Source organism: Gordonia sp. VNK1 (assembly GCF_040049135.1).
GTDB classification, from domain to species: domain Bacteria; phylum Actinomycetota; class Actinomycetes; order Mycobacteriales; family Mycobacteriaceae; genus Gordonia; species Gordonia oleivorans.
On record NZ_JBDZDJ010000005.1, the window covers coordinates 216,707 to 240,634 of the forward strand.

General features: G+C 70.1%; 21 protein-coding genes. 4 read left to right on the forward strand and 17 right to left on the reverse strand.

What is annotated here, in order from left to right; genetic code table 11:
- Positions 1-12 precede the first annotated feature (12 nt).
- The 4 genes from tsaB to alr are packed head-to-tail and all read right to left on the reverse strand — an operon-like array spanning position 13 to position 3,537.
- Positions 13-762, reverse strand: a complete 750-nt coding sequence (gene tsaB / locus ABLE94_RS08530) for a tRNA (adenosine(37)-N6)-threonylcarbamoyltransferase complex dimerization subunit type 1 TsaB (protein ID WP_348802661.1) — start codon at positions 760-762, stop codon at positions 13-15.
- Entirely contained in the window at positions 759-1,208 is a 450-nt protein-coding gene (tsaE, locus tag ABLE94_RS08535; RefSeq protein ID WP_348802662.1) for a tRNA (adenosine(37)-N6)-threonylcarbamoyltransferase complex ATPase subunit type 1 TsaE, read from the reverse strand. Before tsaE ends, tsaB begins: the two co-directional genes overlap by 4 nt.
- The gene (locus tag ABLE94_RS08540) at positions 1,205-2,335 is read right to left on the reverse strand and encodes an alpha/beta fold hydrolase (RefSeq protein WP_348802663.1); all 1,131 of its coding nucleotides are present in this window, start codon (positions 2,333-2,335) and stop codon (positions 1,205-1,207) included. Before ABLE94_RS08540 ends, tsaE begins: the two co-directional genes overlap by 4 nt.
- Entirely contained in the window at positions 2,332-3,537 is a 1,206-nt protein-coding gene (alr, locus tag ABLE94_RS08545; RefSeq protein WP_348808577.1) for an alanine racemase, read from the reverse strand. The genes ABLE94_RS08540 and alr overlap by 4 nt, the downstream gene beginning before the upstream one ends.
- Before the next feature lie 213 nt (positions 3,538-3,750).
- Here alr and ABLE94_RS08550 point away from each other — a divergent pair, with 213 nt between their 5' ends.
- Positions 3,751-4,104: a hypothetical protein gene (locus ABLE94_RS08550; protein WP_348802665.1), complete on the forward strand. Its 354-nt coding sequence runs from the start codon at positions 3,751-3,753 to the stop codon at positions 4,102-4,104.
- Here ABLE94_RS08550 and ABLE94_RS08555 read toward each other — a convergent pair.
- The 12 genes from ABLE94_RS08555 to eccCa form a co-directional block, all read right to left on the reverse strand.
- Complete coding sequence (locus ABLE94_RS08555) at positions 4,072-5,562, reverse strand: NAD(P)H-hydrate dehydratase (protein ID WP_348808578.1); 1,491 nt, start codon at positions 5,560-5,562, stop codon at positions 4,072-4,074. The two genes, ABLE94_RS08550 and ABLE94_RS08555, sit on opposite strands and share 33 nt — an antisense overlap.
- Before the next feature lie 6 nt (positions 5,563-5,568).
- Positions 5,569-7,431, reverse strand: coding sequence for a glutamine--fructose-6-phosphate transaminase (isomerizing) (gene glmS, locus ABLE94_RS08560; protein WP_348802667.1), 1,863 nt, complete (start codon positions 7,429-7,431; stop codon positions 5,569-5,571).
- Between the two features lie 6 nt (positions 7,432-7,437).
- A complete protein-coding gene (locus ABLE94_RS08565; protein WP_348802668.1) occupies positions 7,438-8,379 on the reverse strand; it encodes a dienelactone hydrolase family protein in 942 nt (313 codons plus the stop codon).
- Between the two features lie 10 nt (positions 8,380-8,389).
- Positions 8,390-8,650 (reverse strand): hypothetical protein, encoded by a 261-nt coding sequence (locus ABLE94_RS08570; protein ID WP_348802669.1) that lies wholly within the window; start codon positions 8,648-8,650, stop codon positions 8,390-8,392.
- Complete coding sequence (locus tag ABLE94_RS08575) at positions 8,647-9,657, reverse strand: hypothetical protein (protein WP_348802670.1); 1,011 nt, start codon at positions 9,655-9,657, stop codon at positions 8,647-8,649. The genes ABLE94_RS08570 and ABLE94_RS08575 overlap by 4 nt, the downstream gene beginning before the upstream one ends.
- Positions 9,657-10,037, reverse strand: coding sequence for a hypothetical protein (locus ABLE94_RS08580; RefSeq protein WP_348802671.1), 381 nt, complete (start codon positions 10,035-10,037; stop codon positions 9,657-9,659). Before ABLE94_RS08580 ends, ABLE94_RS08575 begins: the two co-directional genes overlap by 1 nt.
- A gap of 78 nt (positions 10,038-10,115) precedes the next feature.
- A complete protein-coding gene (locus ABLE94_RS08585; RefSeq protein ID WP_348802672.1) occupies positions 10,116-10,811 on the reverse strand; it encodes an HAD family hydrolase in 696 nt (231 codons plus the stop codon).
- A gap of 11 nt (positions 10,812-10,822) precedes the next feature.
- On the reverse strand, positions 10,823-12,151 hold the full coding sequence (gene glmM / locus ABLE94_RS08590; protein WP_348802673.1) for a phosphoglucosamine mutase: 1,329 nt from the start codon (positions 12,149-12,151) through the stop codon (positions 10,823-10,825).
- Between the two features lies 1 nt (position 12,152).
- Positions 12,153-12,755: a 30S ribosomal protein S9 gene (gene rpsI / locus ABLE94_RS08595; protein ID WP_348802674.1), complete on the reverse strand. Its 603-nt coding sequence runs from the start codon at positions 12,753-12,755 to the stop codon at positions 12,153-12,155.
- Positions 12,752-13,195 carry a 50S ribosomal protein L13 gene (gene rplM / locus ABLE94_RS08600; RefSeq protein ID WP_348802675.1) on the reverse strand — a complete coding sequence of 148 codons (444 nt, stop codon included), beginning with the start codon at positions 13,193-13,195 and terminating at the stop codon, positions 12,752-12,754. Before rplM ends, rpsI begins: the two co-directional genes overlap by 4 nt.
- 206 nt (positions 13,196-13,401) lie before the next feature.
- Complete coding sequence (locus ABLE94_RS08605; protein ID WP_348802676.1) at positions 13,402-14,754, reverse strand: type VII secretion-associated protein; 1,353 nt, start codon at positions 14,752-14,754, stop codon at positions 13,402-13,404.
- A complete protein-coding gene (eccCa, locus tag ABLE94_RS08610) occupies positions 14,751-18,920 on the reverse strand; it encodes a type VII secretion protein EccCa (protein WP_348803191.1) in 4,170 nt (1,389 codons plus the stop codon). The genes ABLE94_RS08605 and eccCa overlap by 4 nt, the downstream gene beginning before the upstream one ends.
- 110 nt (positions 18,921-19,030) lie before the next feature.
- Here eccCa and eccD point away from each other — a divergent pair, with 110 nt between their 5' ends.
- Entirely contained in the window at positions 19,031-20,584 is a 1,554-nt protein-coding gene (gene eccD, locus ABLE94_RS08615) for a type VII secretion integral membrane protein EccD (protein ID WP_425476167.1), read from the forward strand.
- Between the two features lies 1 nt (position 20,585).
- On the forward strand, positions 20,586-21,983 hold the full coding sequence (mycP, locus tag ABLE94_RS08620) for a type VII secretion-associated serine protease mycosin (protein WP_348802677.1): 1,398 nt from the start codon (positions 20,586-20,588) through the stop codon (positions 21,981-21,983).
- A gap of 101 nt (positions 21,984-22,084) precedes the next feature.
- Here mycP and ABLE94_RS08625 read toward each other — a convergent pair whose 3' ends face one another.
- The gene (locus ABLE94_RS08625; RefSeq protein WP_348802678.1) at positions 22,085-23,038 is read right to left on the reverse strand and encodes a 4-hydroxy-3-methylbut-2-enyl diphosphate reductase; all 954 of its coding nucleotides are present in this window, start codon (positions 23,036-23,038) and stop codon (positions 22,085-22,087) included.
- Positions 23,039-23,090: 52 nt separating this feature from the next.
- Between ABLE94_RS08625 and ABLE94_RS08630 the strand changes: the two genes are divergently transcribed.
- Positions 23,091-23,897: a lipid droplet-associated protein gene (locus ABLE94_RS08630; RefSeq protein WP_348808579.1), complete on the forward strand. Its 807-nt coding sequence runs from the start codon at positions 23,091-23,093 to the stop codon at positions 23,895-23,897.
- Positions 23,898-23,928: the final 31 nt, after the last annotated feature.

Sequence of the window (23,928 nt, forward strand, 5' to 3'; positions counted from 1 at the left end):
CCGTCTCGCCTGTCACTGGGCGCTCACCGTTTTGGGCCGCTGATCCTTGCGTTCGACCGCATCGGGCCGGCGCAGGTACAGCGGCGTCAGGGGTCCCGGGGCGGCATCGGCGTAGAGGTCACCACGTGCGGCCTCGACGAGGCCGGCCACCGTCGGCACCGAGACCACCGGATCGCTTCCGGCCCAACCGATCAGGCGGAGATGCTCGGCGGAGCCACCCACCGCGTCGACGGCGGCGGGTCCACCGTCGATGAGATCGGCGACGTGGGCGGGTGCGGTGACCTCGGGGCCGACGCGGCGGTGCCCGCCCGGCCCGTAGAGGGCCCAGTACACCTCGCGGCGACGCGCGTCGGTGGCCACCAGCACCGCCGTCGCCGCCGGCACCGCACGGGCGGTCTCGCGGGCGATGGCGTCCAGCGAACACACCCCGTACGCCGAAATACCCAGGGCGTCGGCGAAACCCGCGCCGGTGGCCATACCCACCCGCAGTCCGGTGAAGGGTCCCGGACCGGTGCCGACGACCACCGCGTCGATCTGATCGCGACCGATTCCCGCCTCGTCCAGGCACTGCGCCATCAGGGTGGTCAGGATCTCCGCATGGCGTCGACCGTCGGCATTCGCCCGCTGCGCGAGTACCTCGACGTCGCCGGTCGGGTGGCACCGCGCCACCCCGGTGACGACGGTGTCGGTCGCGGTGTCGATGACCAGCACGGTGAGCGCCGCGGCATCGGGAGTCTGCGCACCCGAAGTGATTGTGCTCATTGGTGATTCACCCATCCCCATTCGGCGTGACGGACGTCGGTGTCGGGGTCGCGGGTCAACCGCACCAGCAGATGACGGTCGGCGAGACGCTCGGCCACCCCCTCACCCCACTCGACCACCACCACCGCGTCGGCGAGATCGGTGTCGAGATCAAGGGCGTCGAGTTCCTCCAGACCGCCGAGCCGATAGGCATCCACGTGCACCATTCCGGGCCGCCCGTCGCCGCCCGGGCGATGCTCGCGCGCGATGATGAACGTCGGCGACGACACCCTGCCGACGACACCGAGTCCACGGGCGATCCCCCGGGCCAGCGCGGTCTTCCCGGCGCCCAGCGGACCATCCAGAATCACCAGATCCCCGGCCGAGAGGTCATGTGCCAGTGACTCTCCCAGGCTCTCGGTGTCGGTGACGTCGGGCAGCTCGCGGGTCTGCACCCCGGTACTCATGCACGCACCTTGCGCCGTTGCCACCACCGTCGGGGTGGCTGCGGCAGCGCCACCCGGGCACGATCGAGGAGTTGATCGATCGCATCGGTGACCCGATCGGGTTCCTCCATCAGCACCATGTGCCCGGCACCGTCGACGACTTCCATCACCGAATCGGCACCGAGTTCCCCGTAGAGGCGCAACGAGTTCGGCAGCGGTGTCATCTTGTCCGCGTCCCCACAGACGACCACGGTCGGCACCTGCGCCAGGATCGGCAGGGCCATCATCTCGTCGTGCCGTTCGAGCGCGCCGAGGAAGTTCACGACGGTGGTGATGGGCGTGTTCTGGATCATCTTCTCCACCGCACGGCCGGCGGCCGGGCTGTGGAAATCCGGCCCGAAGCTCGCCTCCACCAGCACCGGTTCGAGCGCGAGGCGGGTCAGGTCCCGTCCGGCCTGGATGACGCGCGGGGTGCGCCGGGCCGCCAGTGCGAAGGCGTCGAGCAGCGGATTGCGCAATCCGCGACCGAGTCCGGCCTCGGTCAGTCCACTCGCGGCCGTGGCCACGAGCGCGACACCGGCCACCCGGCCGTCCGGTCCGAAGTGATGCGGATGCCGATCGGCCAGCTTCATCAGCGACATGCCGCCCATCGAATGTCCCACGAGGACAACCGGTCCGGCGGGCGCCATCGCCTCGATCACGGTGGCGGCATCGTCACCGAGGCGCGCCATGGTGCACTCCTGCGCCGGCGCGGCGTCACTGGCTCCGTGCCCGCGCTGGTCGTAGAACACCATCCGGATTCGCCGGTCGGCCCACCGCCGGGCGAGGTCGTAGCGCTGGAAGTGCCAGCTCGCCATCCGCAGGCTGAACCCGTGCGCGAAGATCACGGTGAACTCCGGCGTCTGTCCGGGTTCGAGGCCGCCGAGATCGACGGTCCGGACCGCGAGGGCCAGGCCGTCGTCGGTGGTGACCGTCGTGGCGGGATCGTCATAGATCGTGGTGAAATCGATTCCGGCATAGGCATCGTCGCCGCGGGCCATCCGTCTGCGGGTGACCGCGGTGCGTGCGGCGCCCGAGGCCACCAGGCCGCCCAGTGCCGCCACGCCCGCCAAACCCGCTGCCACACCGAATCGTTCGGTGGTGTTCATCGGCGATCCCCCGTCGCTGTATGTCCGGCCACCTTGTGTGCGGTCACCACTGAGTCGCTCGGCGATACCGATGATCGGTGCACCCGGGCGGCGCGGCCACCGATACGCGACAGGATCTCGTAGTCGATGGTGCCGATGGTCTCGGCCCATTCCTGCGCCGTCGGGCCGCCGTCGGCACCGGTGCCGAAGAGTTCGGCCACATCCCCCTCGCGCACGTCGCCCGCTCCGCTGTTACTTCCGTCGGGTCCGAGGTCGACGACCATCTGATCCATGCAGACCCGGCCGATCTGCGGGAAGTCCCGGCCGTTGATGCGGGCCCGCAGCCGCCCGGACGCCAGGCGGGGTACCCCGTCGGCGTATCCGGCCGGGATGACCGCGATGGTGGTGTCCCGTTCGGCCACCCAGGTGTGGCTGTAGGACACGCCCTGTCCCGCCGGGATGCGTTTGACCAGTGCGATCTCCCCGGTCAGGGTCATCGCCGGGATCAGTCCGAAGTCACGTCCGGGGATAGGGACACCGCCGTAGAGGGCGATACCGGGCCGGACCAGGTCGTAGGCGAGATCGGCACGGGTCAGTGCCGCAGGCGAATTCGCCAGATGCATCACCTGTGGCGCCGCACCGAGCCGGGCCAGGTCATCGCGTGCCTCTTCGAGCCGGTGCGCCTGAAGCGAATTCAGCGGGTGATCGGGTTCGTCTCCGCGGGCGAGATGGCACATCAGGCCGCGCACCCGGACCGCGTCGTCGGCGACGGCCTTGGCGAGATCGTCGGCGAAGTCCGCCCATTCGTCGGGTGCCACGCCGCTGCGTCCCAGCCCGGTGTCGAGCTTGACGGTGACGGTGGCGGTGGTCCCGGTGGCCGCGGCGGCATCGAGGACCGCGGCGAGTTGCCTGCGTGATGACAGCGCGAGGTCGACATCGGCGGCAATCGCCGCCGAGAAATCGGCCGAGTTCGTGTGCAGCCACGCGGTGATGTGCGCGTCGATGCCGGCCGCACGCAGGTCGAGCGCTTCGCCGATGACGGCGACCCCGAGTTCGCTCGCCCCGGCGGCCAGGGCGGCCCGCGCCACCGGGACCGCACCGTGCCCGTAGGCGTCGGCCTTGACCACCGCGATCACACCGGCCCCCGACGCCGCGCGCACCACGCCCACGTTGTGGGCGATCGCGTCGAGGTCGATGGTTGCGGTCAGCGCTGAGGTAGTCATCGGCGTCCATTGTCCCAGATGACGCGGAGTGCTCTGCCGACCGAGGCGACGGTCGCGGTGACTGGTCCGTCACTCTGAACGGCATCGTGACCAGCACCACGTGAGGTGCGACGGTGAGGTACCCAACCGACCGGTACTCCTCGGCCGATCACGCAGCCACGGCAGGTGTTTCTACGCATCCGCCGACGTTCCGGGCGGTGTTGGGTGGTGGGCATGTCTGACCCGCTGCCGTATCCCGCGCCATCACCCAAGTCCCGCGCACTGATTCTGACCTGGGTGTTCGGCCTGCTCACACCGATCTTGTTCGCCGCCCTGACATGGATCTTCTTCCTCTCCCTCGACGCGGCCTTCAACGCGCCCGACGAGGAGGCCCAGCGCTATTACCTTCCGGCAGGCTGCTTCGCCGCGGCAACCCTGGTGTCGGCGACCACCGCGCTCGTGTGCCTGATCGCGGCCTACCGTCACAAGCCGCCCGCGCGCACCACCGAACTCGGCTTCGCGACCACACTCGTGGTCATCGGTTGCCTGATGGCGTTACCGTCGCTGCTCGTGCTCACGACCGTGTGAGGTCAGCAGCTCGCGGATCGCCGGTCGCAGCGCCCCGAGCAGTGCCGACGCCCCGATGGGTGCGCCCCGCGAGGCCAGCGCGGCGGCGTGTGCGTGGACCCGCGCGGCGGCCGCACCGGCCCAGGCCGGTGGCAGGCCCGCGGCCAGCAGCGACCCGGCGATCCCGGACAGCACGTCCCCGGCGCCGGCGGTCGCCGCCCACGACGAGCCGGCGTCGTTGCCGTAGACGATCCCGTCGGATTCGGCGACGAGCGTGATCCGGCCCTTGAGCAGGACCGTGACACCCCAGCGTCGGGCCAGATCCCGGACGGCGGCGAGCCGGTCCGGGCCGACGGGTTCACCGGTCAACCGCGCGAACTCGCCGGCGTGCGGGGTCAGCAGGGTCGGCGCGTCCCGGCCGACGACGAGGTCGTGGTGATCGGCGATGAGGGTCAGGGCGTCGGCGTCCACCAGTACCGGCAGATCGGTCGCCAGGACCGTACGCAGGGTCTCCAACGCATCGTCGTCGGTGCCGGCCCCCGGCCCGATCGTCCACGCCTGTACCCGCCCGGCGTCGGCGAGCTCGGCGACGGAGACGACCTCGGGGAAGTGTGAGACCACCTCGGCGTGGGCGGACCCGACATATCGGGTCATCCCGGAGGTCGCGGACACCGCGGCCCCCGAACACAGGATGGCCGCCCCCGGATACCGATGAGAGCCGGCGATGATGCCGACGACCCCCTGGGTGTACTTGTCGTCGTGCGGCCCGGGGACCGGCCAGCTCTCGGCGATGTCGGTGTCGGTCAGCGCATACAGGTGCGTGGCCCCCGTCGCCCCTGCCGCGCCGGGCGCCGTCGGCTCCCCGTCTGCGTCCTGCGCCAGCCCGATGTCGACGAGCACCACCCGCCCGCACTGCGGCGCGGCCAGCAGATGGGCGTGGCGGCGCACACCGAACGTGACGGTGATGTCGGCCCGCACCGCGGGCGAGTGCACCTCGCCGGTGTCGGCGTCGACACCGGAGGGCAGGTCGACCGCGACGACGAGGGTGCGCGGGTCGAGCGCGGCGAACACCGCCGCGGCCGCCGGGCGTAACGGTCCCCGACCGCCGATGCCGACGACACCGTCGATGACCGCGTCGAGTCCCGTCGGCAGCACGTCGACGACGCGGCCGCCGGCGCGGCGGAGCGCGGCGAGCCCGCCGGGATGGGCCTTGTCGGGCGCGAGGAGCAGGGCACTGACCGCGACGCCCCGACCCACGAGCGCGGCCCCGGCGTAGAGGGCGTCTCCCCCGTTGTCACCGGCGCCGACGACCACCCCGACGCGGCGTCCGTGGCAGCCGCCCGCGCGGGTGAACTCGTCGATCACCGCCTGCGCCACCCCGTGCGACGCGCGGCGCATCAGCGTGCCGTTCGTCAGCAGGTCGCCGGTCGCGCGTTCGGCCTCGCGGACCCGTTCGGCGGTGACGTAGGTGACCGGCATGGCTGTCTATTCGACGGTGACCGACTTGGCCAGGTTGCGGGGCTTGTCGACGTCGTAGCCGCGGGCCTGGGCGACACTGGCGGCGAACACCTGCAGCGGGACGGTCGAGACCAGCGGCTGCAGCAACGTGGGCGTCTTGGGGATCGGGATGAAGTGATCGGCGACGGCGCGGGCCGAGTCATCGTCGGGTTCGGCGATGACGATGGTCCGCGCACCTCGTGCCTGGATCTCGCGGATGTTGCTGACCATCTTCGAATGCAGCACGGCACGACCGTCGGCCGACGGCATCACGATGATCACCGGCAGGCCGTCGTCGATCAGGGCGATCGGGCCGTGCTTGAGCTCGCCGGCCGCGAAACCCTCGGCGTGCATGTAGGCGAGTTCCTTGAGCTTCAGCGCACCCTCGAGGGCCACCGGGAAGCCGACGTGGCGACCGATGAACAGCACGGTGTTGTGGTGGGCCAGGGATCGGGCGAGTTCCCGCACCGGTTCCATGGTGCCGAGGACCTCGCGGACCGCGTCGGTCATCGCCTCCATCGCGGCGAACTCGCGGGCGACCTCGTCGGAGTACTTGGTGCCGCGGGCCTGCGCGAGCGCCAGACCCACCAGATAGGCGGCGGCGATCTGCGCGAGGAAGCACTTGGTGGAGGCCACCCCGATCTCGGGTCCGGCGTGGGTGTAGAGCACCGCGTCCGACTCGCGCGGGATCTGCGCACCGTTGGTGTTGCAGATGGCCAGCACCCGCGCCTTCTGCGTCTTGGCGTGCCGGACCGCTTCCAGGGTGTCGGCGGTCTCACCGGACTGCGAGATCGCCACCACCAGCGTCGACCGGTCGAGCACCGGATCGCGGTAGCGGAACTCGCTGGCCAGTTCCACCTCGACGGGCAGGCGGGTCCAGTGTTCGATGGCGTACTTGGCGAGCATGCCGGCGTGGTAGGCGGTGCCGCAGGCCACCACGAAGACCTTGTCGACGTCGCGGAGATCCTGATCGGACAGCCGCTGCTCGTCGAGCACGATCCGGCCCTCGTCGAGGTGACCGAGCAGGGTGTCGGCGATCGCGGCGGGCTGCTCGGCGATCTCCTTGAGCATGAAGAAGTCGTAGCCGCCCTTCTCTGCGGCCGCGAGATCCCAATCGATGTGAAAAGGCTTGCCCGCCTGCGGATTCTGATCGAAGTCGGTGATGGTGAAGCTGTCCGCGGTGATCACCACGACCTCGTCCTGCCCGAGTTCGACGGCGTCACGGGTGTGCTCGATGAACGCCGTCACATCCGAGGCGACGAACATCTCGCCGTCGCCGACGCCCACCACCAGCGGGGTGGATCGTCGCGCGGCGACGATGGTGCCGGGATGGTCGGAATGGGTGAAGACGAGCGTGAACGCCCCCTCGAGTCGACTGAGGGCGGCGTACGCGCTGGCCACGAAGTCGCCGGCGGTGGCGCCGTGGGCGTACTCCCGCTCGATCAGGTGGACCGCGGTCTCGGTGTCGGTGTCGGAGCGGAACTCGATGCCGGCATCCTCGAGTTCGGTCCGCAGGGGGGCGTAGTTCTCGATGATGCCGTTGTGCACCACCGCGATCTTGCCGTCGGTGCTGACGTGCGGATGCGCGTTGCGGTCGGTGGGCTGCCCGTGGGTGGCCCAGCGGGTGTGTCCCATGCCGGTCGTCCCGGCCAGCGACTCCCGTCCCACCGTGGCGATCTGCTTGTCGAGGTTCTCCAGCCTGCCGGCCTTCTTCTCGACCGCCGTGTGACCACGGCCGTCGAGGATCGCGACCCCGGCGGAGTCGTATCCGCGGTATTCCATCCGTCGCAGTGCTTCCACCACGATGTCGAGGGCGTCACGGCTGCCCACATATCCGACGATTCCACACATAGAAGGTCAGGGTACCGGGATTCTGCGGGCGATCCGGCCACGCTGATTGCGCGGTTTGGCGCCCAGCAACCGGGACACGTGATCCAGCTCGCCCTCCGTGGTCTCCGACGGATCGCTGACCACGGTCTTCTTGATGATCTCCGAGGCATCGGCGAACCCGGCATAGCGGTCGTCACCGGCCACCGCATGCAGCAGAAAGCCCGTCGTCAACGCGCGGACCTGCGTGTGGGTCACCTTGTCGGCACCGTTGATGCCGAGCAGCGATTTCGGTGAGCGGTGTTCGAGGAATCCCTTGCTGGTGGCCCCGGGCAGGGTGCGCAAGACCACATCGCCGCCGTAGGCCTGCGCCAGCGGGCGGGCGTTGGCGTCGAACGTGTCGAGGGCCGTACCGGCCGCGAGAACCAGACCGGGCGCGCGGACCTGCGCCGCGGCGGCCGGGAGTATCGGGGTCGTCGGCGCGGGGAAGATCGCGACCACACCCGACGTCGACACGGCCGGTTGGCCGAGGACGACCTCGTCGGAGGCCGCGATCACCGCGGCCGCCGCCCCGAAGCCATGGCCGAGAAAACCGATGCGGGCCGGATCCGCGGTCACGGTGCCGTCGCCGAGGGGCGCGTAGGACACGATGGTGGCCGCCGAGCGCATCTCGGCGGCCAGACCCACGTCGGAGGCGAAGGGTCCGCGTTGGCCCTCGGGTACCGCGACCACGAAGCCCCAGGACGCGAGGTGATAGAGGAAGTCGCGATAGCGACCGGCCCCGGTGAGCCAGCCGTGCCCGAAGGCGAGCACGGGTCGTCGGGTGCCGTCGGCGGGCGCGAACACACGACCCTCGATGCCGACGATGCCGAGACCACCGGCGAGCACGCGGTGCGGACCTCGCCGGGTCAGCTCCTTCATCAGCTTCTCCGGGGGCGTGGAAGGTTTGCGGGAACGCTTCTTGCCGGGCACGTGTGACAGCCTATGCGTTCGGACGGCCCCGATGGGGACTGGCCTCGGACATGTCCGCGGGCAGCAGGATTCGGGGGGTGGCGGTGTCGCAGGCGTCCGCCGCGGCCTGCAGTTCGGTGCGCAGGTCCGCGACGTCGTTGCGGCGGGTCTGCTGGTGTTCGCCGAGTTCGGCGGCCAGACGCAGTGTCGTCTCACTGAACCGGCGTGACTCCGCGGTCACCGTGGCGACGGTCCGGCGCGCGATCATCTCGATCTGCTCGGCGGCGTTCACTGATCACCCGCCAGTGCGAGGTCGGATTCCGGAAGCGAGGGCGACGGGGATGGTGCGGGAGGCGGCGGCATCGGCGCGTGACCTCCCAGCGCGTGGCCGGGTTGCCCGGACTTGGATATGACACCGGAATCTGTTGCCTCACCGGATGTTTCGTCAGGAACGACCACATCGGACTTCTGCGCCGTGAGTGTCAGCGGTACGTCGGCCGCATTGTCCTTCGTACTCGGGTGCCCCACCGCCGACGCGTCGGCTCCGGTGCCGACGCCGGTGCTGACGCCGTGGACGACGTCACCGGTGGATTCCGCGGCCATACCGCTGTCGTCGCCGGGGCCGTACCCACCGCCCGCGCCCGCCAGACCCGACTCCGCCCGCACGTTCGACGGCGGTGACCAGGAGCCGGCCGAGGTGGCCAGCTGTTCGAGGATGGCCGAGATCCCGGTGCGGGTGGAATCGGCCGTGGTGTGCAGAAGATGCACCCGGGCGCCGATGTCGGCGGCGACGACGGTCAGGGGCACCCGACCGGACAGGACGGCGGCGGGGAGTTCGCCCGGCGGGACGCCGGCGATCAGCGGCGTGGACAGGCGCGCGACGGTCAGATACCAGGTGCGCAGGACCTGATCGATTCCCGACGCCGCCGCGGCCGTCGCGTCGGCGACCGAACGCAGCGCCTGCAGATCGGCCTCGGCGCGCCGCTGATGGTCGACGGCCAGGGTCATCGCCACCGCACCGGCACCCGACGACCAGGCGTGATCGAGTCGGACCTGCTGTTCGGGGAGCCGGTGCCACAGATCGGCGACCACCCGGTGGACGGTCTGCAGGCGATGCGCATCGGCGGACAGCCGGGTCAGGTCGAGGGTCCCGACCTCACGCAGTGTGGTTCGGACGTCGTCGTCGGCAGGCACCGTCACCCCGATGGTGCGCCCGACACCGAGCACCGTCACCAGGTCCTCCACACCCGCGACGGCCCGATCACGCAGCACCGCAAGGGTTTCCGGCTCCCGAACCATCAGGACGCCGGCTCCGGATCGGCGGATGCGGCCACCACCCGGGCCGCTTGCGCATCCGCATCGGCGAGCGCCGCCAGGCCGTGGGCCAGGATGTCGGCCAGCCGGGCCGCCGATGCGGCCTGCGCGGCGAGGCCCTGCGCGAGCGCGCGGCCCATCTCCCCGACCCGCACGCCGAGGTCGTCGGCCAGTGCGTGATCGGGCAGTGCGTGATCGGGCAGGTCGCCGCACCCGCCACTGCTCCACGCACCGAAGTCGTGGGCGGTCAGATCATCGGTGGCGGCCGTCAACACGTGCGACGCACGCCGGTAGAACGCGATCACCTCGGCCACCTCGTCCGCATCGATCGCGACATCATCGACCGCGACATTCGACGATTCCACGTGGTCCCCCTCCCGTCGTCAGACGATTGTGACCCACGATCCCCCATCTGTGCCGGAGGAATCCACAACTACCGGTACTCAGTGCAGCAGGCCGTGCGCCCGGACGGCGTCGGTCAAGGCGCTCGGACGCCCGGCGACCGGGACGTCGTGCACGAGTTCGAAGGCGCAGCCGAGGCGGGTGGCACCGCCGTCGGCTTCGGCGCTGTCGCCGATCATCAGCGCGTCGTAGGCCGGCACACCGAGCGGCTCGAGGGCGGCGTGGAAGATCCGTGGGTTGGGTTTGATGGCGCCGACCTCATACGACAGCGCGAAGGTGCCGATCGTGTCGGCAAGTCCGTGCAGGGCAAAGACTTTCCGGAGATCGAAGGCGATGTTGCTGACCACGCCGACCGGCACCGACGCGGCGGCGAGTCCGGTGAGCACGGTGGTGGTGTCACCGAAGGGCACCCACGAGTGCGGGTCGAGGACACGTTCGTACAGCGATTCGGCGTGCCCGGGGGTACGCAGACCGGATGCCCGGAGCACCGCGAGGTAGGCGCGGCGATGCTGTTCGGGATCGAGATCGCGTCGTTCCCAGGCGATCCGATCATCGTCGACGATGTCGGCGGGCAGCCCGACGGGCTGGGTCATCCGGCGCATCAGTTCGGCCTGGGCGTCGACGTGCAGTGGCTCACCGTGCTCGTCGTGCAGGTCGGCGAACCACTCGTCACGCGCCTCGAACCGGAACAGGGTGCCGGAGAAGTCGAACAGGACGGCCTTCGGTGCGCCGCTCATTCGACGGGGCCTCAGGCACCCGCGGTGGCGACGACGTCGGCGACGCGCGCGGCGATGGCGTGCGCCAACTCGGCGGTCGGCGCTTCCACCATCACCCGTACGAGTTGTTCGGTTCCCGACGGCCGCAACAGGATTCGGCCCTGATCGCCGAGCTCGGCCTCGGCCGCGGTGACCGCCTCGGTCACCGAGATCGCCACGGCGACCGCATGTTTGTCGGCCACCCGGACGTTGATCAGCTCCTGCGGCAACGTCGTCATGACTCCGGCCAGATCGGCCAGACGTGTGGCGCTCTCCACCATTTCGGCCATCAGCAGCAGGCCGGTGAGGATGCCGTCGCCGGTGGTCCCGGAGCCGGGGACGACGATGTGCCCGGACTGTTCGCCACCGAGCGAGTAGTCACCGCGGCGCAGTTCGGAGAGCACGTACCGATCGCCGACGGCGGTGGTGTGCAACGAGATTCCGGCCTCGCGCATGGCGATGTGCAGTCCGAGGTTGCTCATCACGGTGGCCACGAGGACACCGTCCCGCAGACGCCCGTGACGATGCATGGCGCTCGCCAGGATCGCCATGATGTGGTCGCCGTCGACGAGTTGGCCGGTCGAGTCGACGGCCAGGCAGCGGTCGGCGTCACCGTCGTGGGCCAGGCCGAGGTCGGCGCCGTGTTCGAGGACGGCGGCCTGCAGCTTGCCCATGTGGGTGGAGCCGCAGTCCTCGTTGATGTTGATGCCGTCGGGATCGGCGTGGATCGGGATGACCGTGGCACCCGCGGCGGCGTAGACGTGCGGCGCGACGTGCGAGGCGGCGCCGTGCGCGCAGTCGACGACGACGGTCAGCGCGTCGAGTCGCACATCGATCGCGGCGGCGAGGTGACGGGCGTAGCGGTCCTCCGCGTCGGGTGCGTCGGAGAGTCGGCCCACGCCGGCGCCGGTGGGGCGCGGCAGGTCACCGTCCATCGCGGCCTCGATGCGGTCCTCGATCTCGTCGTCGAGTTTGTGTCCGCCGGCGCCGAAGAACTTGATGCCGTTGTCGGGCATGGGGTTGTGCGATGCGGAGATCATCACACCGAAGGCGGCGCCGTAGTCGGCGGTCAGGAAGGCGATCGCCGGGGTGGGCAGCACACCCACCCGGATCGCGTCGACGCCGGAGGCGGCCAGCCCCGCGCAGACCGCGGCCTCGAGCATCTCGCTGGAGGCGCGGGGATCGCGACCCACCACCGCGCGGGGGCGTGGGCCGGTACCGAGAACGAACGCGGCGGCCGAGGCCAGGCGCAACGCGAGCTCGGAGGTGAGCTCGGCGTTGGCCAGGCCTCGGACGCCGTCGGTTCCGAAGAGGCGTGCCAAGTCAGCGCTTGGAGTACTGCGACGCCTTGCGGGCCTTCTTCAGGCCGTACTTCTTGCGCTCGACCGCACGCGGGTCACGCGTCAGGAAGCCGGCCTTCTTCAGGGCCGGGCGATCCTCCGGGGTGACCTCGATGAGGGCACGGGCGATGGCCAGACGCAGCGCACCGGCCTGGCCCGAGGGGCCGCCACCGACGAGCTTGGCGTAGATGTCGAACGACTCGGTGCGCTCGACGGTGACCAGCGGGGCCTTGATCAGCTGCTGGTGCACCTTGTTCGGGAAGTACTCCTCGATGGTGCGGCCGTTGAGGGTGAACTGGCCCGAACCCGGAACCAGACGCACCCGCACCACGGCCTCCTTGCGGCGGCCGACGGTCTGGATCGGGCGGTCGATGACGACCGGCGCACGATCCACGGCCGGCTCGGCGACGACATCGGCGTCGGCGTCGTAGTCGTCGGAAGCGGCCTCGACCTCTTCGACGGCCTCGACGGCCTGCTCGACGGCGGTCTCGGCGGCAGCGGTGTCGTCACCGGCAGCGGCCTGGGCCTCGGCGGCATTCTCCACGGCGGCCTCGACGGCCTCGTCGGAAATGTTCTCGTTGGTCACTGGGCCACCTGCTTGATCTCGAAGGGGACGGGCCGCTGCGCGGCGTGGGGGTGATTCGGGCCGGCGTACACCTTGAGCTTCGACGCCATGGCGCGTCCCAGCTTGGTGTGCGGCAGCATGCCCTTGATGGCCTTCTCGACCACGCGCTCGGGGTTGGACTCGAGCAGCTCGGCGGTCGTCTGGACCTTCAGGCCACCCGGATGCCCGGAGTGCCGGTAGTTCAGCTTGCGCTCGGCCTTGTTGCTGGTCAGGGCGACCTTGTCGGCATTGATGATGACGACGAAATCGCCACCGTCGACATGCGGGGCGTAGGTCGGCTTGTGCTTGCCGCGGAGCAGGTTCGCGCTCTGCACGGCCAGCCGGCCGAGCACCACGTCGGTGGCGTCGATGACATGCCACGTGCGTGTGATGTCACCGGCCTTCGGGGTGTAGGTAGGCACAGTTGGTCCTCAACTTGTCTGTGATCGGTGCTGGTCAGGCACGATGGCAGAGGTTGTTCCGGCGACCAGTGGGGACCCGGGCCTCGACTACCCGCACACCACGACGGCATGAGGGTGCCACGCACCAGCGATCCAGAGTACGGGAGCGGCCCCATCGGGGTCAAAACGCTGTCTGAGCTGGCCGGTAAGGGCACCAGAGGCGGGGACTATCGGGCGGCGATCCGGGCCGATTCGACCGCCTGCACGCACGGCCCGTCCACCGATTGGCCGCCGGTTCCGGCCTGACATCCGATGCTGACCTGGAGATCGTGTTCGACCAGGACGTACCAGCGGATCGGTGCGCCGGACGCCGGTGCCTCGCGGTAGCTGATCACATCCCGGCCGGCGAATCGGGTCGAGGGCGAAAACTCGCTGACCACGTCGTCGCCGCGCTGTCCGATCCGGTTACCCATGCTCACGCCCACCGACGCCGGTGTCGATCCGGCGCGGATCGGCGATTGCACGAGGATGAGCCGGGCGCCGTCGTCGGGAGCGACGAAGACGGTGCGTGACTGGGACGGTGACCGGGTCGCCGGTGACGCCGGCGCCGAGCCCGGTGCCGGCGGGTCGTCGCGGTGCCAGGCGGGTGGGATCAGCATCGACGTGCGGCCCACCGTGACGGCCAGCGGTGTGGGCGGTGGTGATTCGTCGGTCTGGACGATCCCCACCAGCCCGGCGATCGCGACGACGATCACCGCGGCCATCGCCGCGGCGGCCCAGGCCCACCGCCGTCGACCGGCGCGCGAGGTACTCGGCATCGCCTCCGCCGCGGCGTCGGCCCAGGCCGGGTCGGTAGCGGCGGATCCCGCCGAGCCGGCCGTCGACGGCGCCCGGGTGACCAGGCGCCGGTCGACCCGCACCACCCGACCGGCGACGGTGTGTTCGGTGATGGTGTCGACGGCTCGGGTCACCTCGGCGGCGGTGACCCCGTCGACGAACACGGCTTCGACGCCGTCGTCGATCACCGCCTGGACCGCGGCGGAATCGGTCGCGTCGCCGACCGCGCGCAGGATGCCACTCGCCTCGATCTCCCACCCGGTCGGGATGCGGCGCAACCGCTGCACGTCCCACCGGGGAGAGCGGCGGCCGTCGTCATGGTCGGGAAGGGCGGTCGTCTCCACGACCGCGCACCGCGAGACGGTGACGTCGGCATGGGTGCGGGCGATCTGCACCGCGCGGGGCAGCACGTCGATGTCGGTCGGCACCATCGCCGCGGCGCGGCGCAGCACCCCGGTGCGCACCGATCCCCAGGTGCTGGGGTGGGTGAGGATCAGCGGAGTCCATCCGACCGACTCGGCGATCGCCGCGAACACCGCCGCCCACCGCGCCGGTGCCGGCGCGGCGACACCATCGACGACGATCGTGTCGGCGTCGATGGCGTTGAGCAGCGCGGACACATCCGGGCCCGCCCCCGCATCGCCGAGGACCACCTGCCCGTAGGCGAGGTCGATGACGGTCGCCCGCCGGGACACCACCGGCGCCGGCGGGTGGGCTCGCGGTGGCGCCGTCGTCGCGGTCACGAGGACACCTGATCGGAGATGCCGACCTGGATCATCTCCGCCGGCCGGCTGCGTGAGATCAGTTCACCGCGCCCGGGAACGAGTCGCTGCAATCGCGAGCGTCCGGTGATGTAGCCCTCGTCCCGGTCACCGCTCATCAGCAACATGTCGCAGGACAGGTCGCGCAGCCGGGCGATCACCGGGTCGAACATCGCCCGCCCCAGGCCGCCGGATCGGCGTGCGAGAACGATGTGCATCCCGATGTCACGGGCGTGCGAGGCCAGATCCAGCAGGGGCAGCATCGGATTCGCCGACGACGTCGCGACCATGTCGTAGTCGTCGACGATGACGTAGACGTCCGGGCCCGACCACCAGCTGCGGTCCTTGAGCGCATCCACCGTGATGTCCTCGGGTGGAAGGCGTTGGGTGAAGTAGCCGGCCAGTTGGCGCATCATGGCCGTGGCGTTGTCGTTGGAGCTGGCGTAGCCGGCGAGATGGTCACCGGAGATCAGGCCGAGCATCGTCCGCCGGTAGTCGACCAGCACGATCTTCACCTGTTCGGGCGTCGACCCCGAAACCAGGCCGGCGACAATGGTTCTCAGCAGCGTCGTCTTGCCGTGCTCGACGTCGGCAAACGCCATGAAGTGCGGCTGCGCGGCGAAATCCAGTATCACCGGCGCCAATTCGAGTTCGCCGAGGCCGATGGCGACCTGGGTGACCGGCAGTGGTCCCCGTTCGGCCGTGACGCGTTCGGCAACGTGGGACATCGCGATCTCGGTGCCCAGCGTGCGTACCCGCATCGCCCGACGGTCGCCGTAGGCCAGCGAGATGGCGTCGACCGCCATCTGCGCACCGACCGGGAGCGACGTGGGCGTAGGGTCGCCGTCGAGCCGCGGCAGCGCCACCAGCAGGTGCATCTCGTCCGGGCTCAGTCCGCGGCCCGGGCGGTTGTGCGGAACAAGTGAGGCGGCCCGGCGCCCGACCTCGGAATCCATGGCGTCGCCGAGACGTAGTTCGACACGGCTTCCGATGAGGTCACGCATCGCCGGTCGGACCTCGGCCCACCGGGTGGCCGTGATCACCAGGTGGACACCGTAGGACAGCCCCTGCGCGGCGATCATGGAGATCTGCTCCTCGAGGAATTCCATCTCGCCGCGCAGCACGCCGACACCGTCGAGCACCAGGAAGACGTCGCCGTGCGGGTCGTCGGCGAGCGGATCGTCGGGGTCGGTCCGTCCGGTGCCCGCCCAGGCGGCCCGGCGCTGTCGATAATCCTGCATCGACTCCAGACCGGCCCGCGCGAAACGCAATTCGCGGGCCCGGATGACCGCGGCCACCTCGGCGACGGTGCGACGCACCGCATCCATGTCGGCGCGCGTGGCCACCGACCCGACGTGCGGGAGCCCCGCCACCCCGGCGAGCGAACCGCCACCGAAATCGAGGCAGTAGAACTGCACCTGCTCGGGTGTGTGCGTGGCCGCCGCGGCCACGATCAGCGTGCGCAGTGCCGTCGACTTGCCCGACTGCGGTCCACCCACGATCGCGACATTGCCTGCGGCCGCGGACAGATCCAGGACGTGCACGTCCCGCCGCTGATCGAAGGGTCGGTCGATGATGCCGATCGGCACCCGCAGCGCGCCCGGCGGTGCGGGCGCGGAGTAGTCGCGGTCGCCGACGAGTGCGTCCACGGTGGGCGAGGAGTCCAGGGGCGGCAGCCAGACCTCGTGAGCCGGCGGACCGTATCCGACGATACGCCCCACCAGCGTCTGCAGCAGCGTGGGCACCGTCACCGAACCACCGTGCTGCGCAGCAGGATTCGGACCTCCGGCACCCGGCTCGGGGGGATCGGGCATCGACGTCGCCGGTGGGGTCTCCTCGAGCAACGCGGCCGCATTGTCGAGGACCGAACCCACCACCGGCGCGCTCTCGGGTGGCGGCGGCCCATCGAAGGGCACGGGTAGCGCGGTGAAGACCTTCATGCGGGCGCGGGGACCCCGTGCCTCGGCCGCACCGAACTCGTCGGGCGAGCCGTGCACCGGCGGGTGATACGGACCCGACACATAGGAGGTGTTGAAGCGGACGGGTTCACCGGAGTCGGCCTTGAGATATGCCGAACCGGGCACGCTGGGCAGATGATAGGCGTCCGGAACGCCGAGCACCGATCGTGACTCGTTGGCCGAGAAGGTCTTCAGTCCGATCCGATACGACAGGTGCGAATCGAGCCCACGGAGTTTCCCCTCCTCCAACCGTTGCGAGGCCAGCAGCAGATGGATGTGCAGGGACCGTCCCAGACGGCCGATCGCGACGAACAGTTCGGCGAAATCCGGTTTCTGAGAGAGCAATTCGGAGAACTCGTCGACGACGATGAACAACGCGGGAAGCGGTTGGAGGGGTGCCCCGGCCAGCCGGGCCTGTTCGTACTCGGTGACGTTGGCGAAATTTCCCGCCGAGCGCAGCACCTCCTGCCTGCGGTTCATCTCCCCCGAGAGGGCATCCTTCATCCGGTCGACCATCGCCAGTTCCTGCTCCAGGTTGGTGATGATCGCCGCCACGTGCGGGCTTCGCTCGAGTCCCAGAAAGGTTGCGCCACCCTTGAAGTCGACGAGAACGAGATTGAGTTCGGCGGGTGAGTGGGTGGCCAGCAGGGCCACGACGAGTGTCCGCAGGAACTCCGATTTCCCCGAGCCCGTCGCTCCGATGCACAGGCCGTGCGGTCCGGTACCGCCGTGGGCGCTCTCCTTGATGTCGAGTTCGACGGTCGAGCCGTTCGGGGTGTAGCCGATGGGCACCCGTAGTCGTTCCCGTCCGGATCGGCCGCGCCAACCCGACGCCGGATCGAATCGCGACACATCGTCGATGCCGAGCAGCGCGGGCAGACCCGGATCGACGGCGGTGGCCTCCGCGTCGAGGCTGGCGATGCTGGCCGCCGACGCGAGGCGGTAGCGTGCCAGACGTCGGGCCATGGCCTCACACTCGGCGATCGACACGCCGTCCCTCGTGGCGAACTCCTCGACGCCGAATGCGCTCCGCGCGGACACCGTGTCATCTCGAACCACCAGGGACAGACCACGTCTGGCGGCCAGCCCGTCGGCGGGCGCCGTGAGATCGACGACGGTGACACCTTCCATGCCGGCGTCGTTGATCAGCCGTTCGCCACCCTCGATGAGACCGTCGTCGATGATGACCACGAGGTGGGGCCGGCCCGGGGTGGGTGGGGCCGAGCGGCTGAACCGGCCACGCTCGGACAGTTCGGTGGCCAGCGCGAGCTCCAGATCGCCCAGGCTCGGGAAGATCATCCGCATCGGACCGATGGCGTCGGCCAGACGCGGATGACCCACGTGCGGGAGCCATTTGGCCCAATCCCACGCCTCTCCGACCGGATCGGCGGTGACCACGGCCACCCGCAGGTGATCCGGACCGTGGAAGACACACAGTTCGATCACCATGGCCCGCACCAGGTCCCGGGTCTCCTGCCGGACGCCCTCGATGTTGAGGGCCGGGAAACCCCGCAGCGACACCGCCGTCGGCAGCCGGTGGACCGCCGAATGGGTACGGACGAACCGGCGCAACGCCACCATCGACACCGGTTCGATGTCCTCGAGCGGCCCGGTCTCCGGCGGGACCAGTCGCGTCGCCAACCGTTGCGTGCCGACACCGACACGGACGTGGGCGAAGTCGCTGTCGGTGGGACGCCGCTCCCACATCCGCCGGCCACCGATGACCTCGGCCAGCGACCGCGGGTCGGGATGGCTCCAGGACAACGCCACGCGCTGGGCCCGGGCGGTCTCGTCGACCTGGCCCCGCAGTTGCGCCAGATACCGGAAGTAGTCCTTGCGTTCCTCGTTGAGTTCGGCCGCCTTCTTCCCACCGCCACGTCCGCCGGCCGCGAACATCCCGAACATCGACATCAGCATCATCAGCGGGAACATCATGAACAGGGGGTTGGAGAGGATATTGCGTCCACCGGTCGCGAACATCAGTCCGACCATGCCCACCACCGCAACGATCATGACCACCGGCAACAGCTTGACCAGCAGATTGCCGGGCACCACGCGGGGCACGTCCGGTGGTTGCGCGATGTTGAGTTCACCACCGGGCATGCGGGGCGGCGTGATACGCGGTCGCCGCACGAAGCCGTCCGTGAGCACCAACCAACTCCCCCTCGTCAGTCCACCCGTGCCGACCATCTCCGCGCCGTCGTGACGGGTCGGGTTATCCACCGCCGGCAGTGGCCCGGGTCACCCGGACCGTGATGTCCGGTTATGGTAACTGCGAACCAGCGGGGAGGTAACGGTAGATGTCACTTGTGGATACACGGTCAACGGGGCACCCGGTCACATCGATACCGCCGGATTCCGCGCCGTCGGCGGATACCCCCACAGTCGAGCCCACGATGGTGCGGGTGTCGGTGCTCGGTGGCAACACCCAGATGGACGTGGCACTCCCGGCCGGTGTGCCCATCGCCGCGCTGATGACCGATCTCATCGCCCACGTCGAATCCCGCAGTCCCCGGCGCAGCCGGAGCGATGACCCGGATGGCGATGCGGCGTCGGAGGGTTCGCGACCCGACGATCACCGTCACCGGTGGACCCTGTCGCACATCGGCCGACACCCACTGCCCCTCGAGCGGTCGCTGGCGGAGTGCGGGGTCCGCCACGGCGACCTGCTGGTGATCTCCCGGCTGCGTACCGGCGAGGCACCGGTCCTCTACGACGACGTCGTCGACGCGGTCGCGCGGCTCAACGAGTCGCATTTCGCCAACTGGTCTGCACGTGCCGCCCGGATTCTCGGTTTCTCCGCGACGATCCTCGCGTCGTTGGTCGCCGCGGTGAGCCTGTGCGGCATGCGTGCCCAGCACAGTGACTGGTGGCCGGCGATCCCGGCCGCGCTCGCCGCCGTCGCACTGATCACCGCGTCGACGATCGTGGCGCGTCATCGTCGTGACGGAGCCACCGCCGCGGCGTTGTCGGCGGCCGCGATCCCGCCCGCATTCGCGGCCGGGATGCTGGGCGTGCCCGGCACTTTCGGCTCCGCCGGAGTGAGCCTGGGGTTCGCGAGCGCACTGGTGTGTGCGGTGATCTCCTATCGGTGTTCGGCGGCCGGGCCGGTGATCCACAGCGCGGTCATCACGGCATCGATCCTGGGTGGTTGCGCCTGTGTCGCCGATCTTCTCCTGACCGCGCCCGGTGGTGACGTGGCGGCGGTGACCGCGGTGGTCGGCCTGGTGGTGATCGGCCTGGCGCCACGGCTGACCATCGTGCTCGCCAAACTGCCGCTTCCGCCCGTGCCGACGGCCGGGGCACCCATCGACATCGACGACGCGGAGCCACCCCCGACCATCGAGGGGATCGGCGCGATCGGCGCCATCGCCCTACCCAAAACCGATGCACTGGAACGTCGTTCTTACCTGGCGAACGCCTACCTCACCGGGATCGTCGCCGGATCGACGGTGATCACGGCGGTCGCCGCCGTTGTGACGGCCACCCCGTGGGCCGGAATCGACTGGCGGTCGATGTCGTTGGCGATGATCGTCGCCGTCGTGCTGTGCCTGCGCGGGCGGTCGCACTCCGATCTGGCGCAGGCCGCCACCCTGGTCACCGGCGGGTGTCTGACGCTGGCCGCGATCGTCGCGTCGTGGGCGCTGGGCCCGGGGATGTGGCCGCTCGCCGGTTTCGCCGTGGGTGTCCTCGCCATGATCGCCGCCATGATCGGCGGGGTTGTGGCTCCGCGACATGCGTTTTCGCCGGTGATGCGTCGGCTGGCGGAGCTGACGGAGTACGCGCTGATCGCCGTGATCGTGCCGCTGCTGGCATGGATTCTCGACCTGTATCAGACCGTCCGGAATCTGTGAGATGACCTCGGACACCGCGTCGGGTGCCCGGCGTGTCCTGGCCGCAGCGCTCACCGCGGTGATCGTCGCACTGGGCGGCGCGGCGCCTGCGTCCGCCCTGACACCGCCGGTCATCGACACGGGCGCACTCGTGCGTTCGGCGCCGGTGGCACCGCCGGAACGCACCGAACAGCGGACCCTGTGCGCGCGGCCCCTCACCGCACCGTCCCCCACCCGGGTCCCGCCCGCGCAGCGGATGATGAATCTCGATGACGCGTGGCGGTTCTCCCGGGGCGCCGGGCAGCGCGTCGCGGTCATCGACACGGGTGTGTCACCGCACCCGCGCCTGCCCCGGCTCCGCGGTGGTGGCGACTACGTCTCGGCCGGCGACGGCCTGTCCGACTGCGACGCGCACGGGACACTGGTCGCCGGGATCATCGGCGCCGCACCGTCATCCGACGATGCCTTCGTCGGGGTCGCGCCCGATGCCTCGATCATCTCGATCCGGCAGTCGAGCGCGGCGTTCGACGCCGCCGACCGCCGGCGGGAGGATTCCGATCCCGCGGTCGGCGGCGGCTACGGGTCCGTGTCGACACTGGCGAACGCGGTTGTCCGGGCCGTCGATCTCGGTGCCACGGTCATCAACATCTCCGAGGTGGCCTGTTCGTCCGCCGGCGACCGTCCCGCCGATCGAGCGCTGGGCGCGGCCGTCCGCCACGCCTATGAACGCAATGTGGTGGTGGTCGTCGCCGCTGGCAATCTGTCACAGGGATCGGCCTGCGCACAACAGAATCCGGCACCCGATCCCGCCGACACCGCGGGCTGGGGTTCGGTGGTGACCGTCGCCAGCCCCGCCTGGTTCTCCCCGTATGTGCTCACCGTCGGTGCGGTCGATGCCGGTTCGGGTGCCCCGAGTTCCTTCAGCCTGCACGGCCCGTGGGTCGACGTCGCCGCCCCGGGGACCGACATCGTCAGCCTCGACAGCACCCCGCGCAGTTCCGCGCTGGTGAATGCCCTGCGCAGCGACTCCGGCCCGGTTCCGGTGCTGGGCACCAGCTTTGCCGCGCCCTACGTCGCCGGGACCGCCGCGCTGATCCGCGCCCGCTACCCGCAACTGTCGGCGGGACAGGTGATGGACCGCATCATCGCCACGGCCCACGCGCCCGGGACCGGGCACGACCAGGCCATCGGTTACGGCGTCATCGATCCGGTGGCGGCCCTGACCGCCGAACTCGGTCCCGCGGTCGAGCCGGCCACGTCGGCGCCGATCGCCGCCCCGGCAGCCCCGCCGGTCGTCGACCACACCGCCCGCAACGTCGCCCTGATCGGCGTGGCGGTGGCGGTGACACTGGTGATCGTGGTGCTCGCGCTGTCGTTACCGCATCGTCGGGTCCGCCGACTCGAACCCGACGAGTACTGAGCGGTCGGCTCCGGAAGCTGCGCGCGCAACTCCCACCTGCACGGAATGCATTGCGTGCAGGTGGGAGTTGGGCATGCAGATGGCCGAGGAGGTCAGGGAGGTCAGCGCGCCGTCCGCGCCGGCCGCAGCTCCCGCGGCAACGCGAAGGTCAGCGTCTCCTCGGCGGTGGTGACCTTCTCCACCGAGTCGAATCCGTACTCGGAGAGGAAGTCGATGACGCCGCGCACCAGCACCTCGGGGACCGACGCGCCGGAGGTGATGCCGACGGTGCTGACGCCCTCGAGCCACGACGGGTCGATCTCGCGGGCGTAATCGACCAGATACGACGCGGCCGCCCCGTTCTGCAGGGCCACCTCCACCAGACGCACCGAGTTCGACGAGTTCTTCGACCCGACGACGATCACCAGGTCGCACTGCGGGGCCATCGCCTTCACCGCGACCTGCCGGTTCTGGGTGGCGTAACAGATGTCGTCGCTCGGCGGGTCGTTGAGTTCCGGGAAACGTTCGCGCAGGCGCCGGACGGTTTCCATCGTCTCGTCGACCGACAGCGTGGTCTGCGACAGCCAGATCACCTTGGACTCGTCACGCACGGTCACCTTGTCCACCGCGTCGGGGCCGTCGACGAGCTGGATGTGCTCGGGTGCCTCACCGGCGGTGCCCTCGACCTCCTCGTGGCCCTCGTGGCCGATGAGCAGGATGTCGTAATCGTCGCGGGCGAATCGCTTGGCCTCCTGGTGCACCTTGGTGACCAGCGGACATGTCGCGTCGATGGTCTTCAGGTTGCGCACCGCGGCGGTGCGGTGGACCTCCGGGGACACACCGTGCGCGGAGAACACGACGATCGCCCCCTCGGGCACCTCGTCGGTCTCCCCGACGAAGATCGCACCGCGTTCGGCCAGCGTGTCGACGACGTGCCGGTTGTGCACGATCTCCTTGCGGACGTAGACGGGAGCCCCGTGTTTGTCGAGGGCACGCTCGACGGTCTCCACGGCCCGGTCGACGCCGGCACAGTACCCCCGCGGTTCGGCGAGCAGGACGCGCTTGGGTTCAGACATGACTCCCAGGGTACGTGTTGGCCGCCACGAGCGAAGATGGCAGAGTGAACCCATGGTTCGCGCACCTTATCCGGCCCGTATCGCCGCAGGTCTCGTCGTCACCGCGATCGAGGAGACGCGCAAGCTCCCCACTCTGCTCGTCACCCTGCCGATGACCGCGGTCAGCGAAACCCTGCAGTTCGCGATGCGCGCACAGCAGGGCATCGCCGAACTCGCCATCAAGGGTGACACCGCGCTCGAGTTCCTCTTCGACCATCCCGACGAGCAACCGTCGTGGGCCCGCTTCGACGACGACGAGATCGACGTCACCGAGTCGGTCGTGCCGATCGAGTCCGGGCGCAAGGGCGGCACCACCGACGAGTCGACGCCGGCGGCGGCCACACCGGCTCCGGCGAAGAAGGCGGCCGCGAAGAAGGCACCCGCCACCAAGGCCCCTGAACCAAAGACGCCGGCGAAGAAGGCCCCGGCGGCCAAGAAAACTCCGGCGGCCGCGAAGACTCCGGCCAAGAAGGCATCCGCTCCGGCCCCGGCGCCCGAATCCGAGGCGCCCCGCGCCGACGCCGGCCGGTTCGCGCTCTACAGCTCCGCGCCCCAGGACGTCATCGACTCGGCCCACGAGTCCGCCTCCGAGGCGGACGCCGAGTCGCCGGCATCCGGCGATGTGCCCGAAGTCGTCGAGTACACCGACTACGACACCCTCACCCTCGCCCAGCTGCGCGCCAAGCTGCGCACCGTCAGCGTCGACGACCTCACCGCGCTTCTGGCGTATGAGAAGAGCACCCGCAACCGCGCACCGTTCATCACGATGATCGACAACCGGATCACCGCCGCCGAGAACAAGCGCTCCACCTCCTCGTGACGGGGCGCGTCACCTTTCCGGGGGCTGTGAC

Bases quoted from the DNA above. Each gene is read 5' to 3' on its own strand.
- ABLE94_RS08555 (WP_348808578.1), bottom strand. From the start codon at position 5,562: ATGCCGGTCACCTACGTCACCGCCGAACGGGTCCGCGAGGCCGAACGC.
- ABLE94_RS08625 (WP_348802678.1), bottom strand. From the start codon at position 23,038: ATGTCTGAACCCAAGCGCGTCCTGCTCGCCGAACCGCGGGGGTACTGT.
- tsaB (WP_348802661.1), bottom strand. From the start codon at position 762: ATGAGCACAATCACTTCGGGTGCGCAGACTCCCGATGCCGCGGCGCTC.
- ABLE94_RS08550 (WP_348802665.1), top strand. From the start codon at position 3,751: ATGTCTGACCCGCTGCCGTATCCCGCGCCATCACCCAAGTCCCGCGCA.
- tsaE (WP_348802662.1), bottom strand. From the start codon at position 1,208: ATGAGTACCGGGGTGCAGACCCGCGAGCTGCCCGACGTCACCGACACC.
- ABLE94_RS08630 (WP_348808579.1), top strand. From the start codon at position 23,091: ATGGTTCGCGCACCTTATCCGGCCCGTATCGCCGCAGGTCTCGTCGTC.
- ABLE94_RS08575 (WP_348802670.1), bottom strand. From the start codon at position 9,657: ATGGTTCGGGAGCCGGAAACCCTTGCGGTGCTGCGTGATCGGGCCGTC.
- ABLE94_RS08585 (WP_348802672.1), bottom strand. From the start codon at position 10,811: ATGAGCGGCGCACCGAAGGCCGTCCTGTTCGACTTCTCCGGCACCCTG.
- mycP (WP_348802677.1), top strand. From the start codon at position 20,586: ATGACCTCGGACACCGCGTCGGGTGCCCGGCGTGTCCTGGCCGCAGCG.
- alr (WP_348808577.1), bottom strand. From the start codon at position 3,537: ATGACTACCTCAGCGCTGACCGCAACCATCGACCTCGACGCGATCGCC.
- ABLE94_RS08540 (WP_348802663.1), bottom strand. From the start codon at position 2,335: ATGAACACCACCGAACGATTCGGTGTGGCAGCGGGTTTGGCGGGCGTG.
- eccCa (WP_348803191.1), bottom strand. From the start codon at position 18,920: ATGGTCGGCACGGGTGGACTGACGAGGGGGAGTTGGTTGGTGCTCACG.
- eccD (WP_425476167.1), top strand. From the start codon at position 19,031: ATGTCACTTGTGGATACACGGTCAACGGGGCACCCGGTCACATCGATA.
- glmS (WP_348802667.1), bottom strand. From the start codon at position 7,431: ATGTGTGGAATCGTCGGATATGTGGGCAGCCGTGACGCCCTCGACATC.